Annotated in this window: 1 protein-coding gene and 1 pseudogene; both read right to left on the minus strand. The window is 63.5% G+C overall.

The annotated features are described in order from the left end of the window. A pseudogene (locus ERE07_RS21560) lies at positions 1–513 on the minus strand (electron transfer flavoprotein subunit alpha/FixB family protein); the annotation flags it as partial. Positions 514–515: 2 nt separating this feature from the next. Continuing rightward, positions 516–1,253, minus strand: a 738-nt coding sequence (locus ERE07_RS21565; RefSeq protein ID WP_130011073.1) for an electron transfer flavoprotein subunit beta/FixA family protein, incomplete at its 5' end; no start/stop codon positions are given.

Genomic DNA, 1,253 nt, shown 5'->3' on the forward strand with positions numbered 1-1,253 from the left:
GGCCACTGCCGTGATCGACTCAACGGCCGCGCTACCGCCTTCGCCCGCCACCGCATCAAAACCGGTGGTACGCACCGTGATCACCTTGATCGCATCGGCCGACTGCACCGTGGCAATGGCATTGCCCGCGTAGATGGGGCGCTCGAAAGTGTCGGGCGACTCGATGCCGATGATGTCCGAGATCTGGGCAACATCAAGCTTGGCCGCCACGCGCGGAGCCACGTTCTTGCCCGAGGCGGTAGCCGGGAAAAGAAGGTGGCTGTAGCCGCTGGCAATCTCCAGCACCTGGGCGCCCACGTTCTCGGCCAGGCCATCGGCCAGTTGCGGCGCATCGGCCAGCAGCACCTTGGCCACGCCCGCGGCCTTGGCGGCCTGATCGGCCACTGCCTGCGCGCCGCTGCCGGCCACCAGCACGTGAATATCGCCGCCGATCTTCTGGGCCGCCGCGATGGTGTTCAGTGTCGCGCCCTTGAGCTGGGCATTATCGTGTTCAGCAATTACCAGTATCGTCATGTTTAAACCACCTTGGCTTCATTCTTGAGTTTGTCGACCAGCGTTGCCACATCGGGCACCATGATGCCGGCCGAACGCGCCGGCGGCTCGCTGACCTTGAGCGTCTTCAGGCGCGGGGCCACATCCACGCCCAGATCTTCAGGCGTGAAGGTGTCCAGCTGTTTTTTCTTGGCCTTCATGATGTTGGGCAGCGTCACGTAGCGCGGCTCGTTCAGGCGCAGGTCGGTGGTGATGATCGCCGGCAAGGTCAGCGACAGGGTTTCCAGCCCGCCATCGACCTCGCGAGTGACCGTGGCCTTGCCATCGGCCAGCTCGACTTTGCTGGCAAAGGTCGCCTGCGGCCAGCCCAGCAGCGCGGCCAGCATCTGGCCGGTTTGGTTGGCGTCGTCGTCGATGGCCTGCTTGCCCAAAATGACCAGTTGGGGCTGCTCTTTATCGACCAGCGCCTTGAGCAGCTTGGCCACCGCCAGCGGCTGCAGCTCGGCATCGGTTTGCACCAGCGCGGCGCGATCCGCGCCGATGGCCATGGCCGTGCGCAAGGTCTCCTGGCATTGCGCCACGCCGCACGACACAGCGATGACTTCGGTGGCGGCACCCTTTTCCTTGAGCCGCGTGGCTTCTTCCACCGCAATTTCGTCAAAGGGGTTCATGGACATTTTGACATTGGCGATGTCCACGCCGCTTTGGTCGGATTTCACGCGTACTTTGACGTTGTAGTCTACGACGCGCTTGACGGGTAC

The organism is Allopusillimonas ginsengisoli, from assembly GCF_004153455.1.
Lineage (GTDB): Bacteria > Pseudomonadota > Gammaproteobacteria > Burkholderiales > Burkholderiaceae_B > Allopusillimonas > Allopusillimonas ginsengisoli.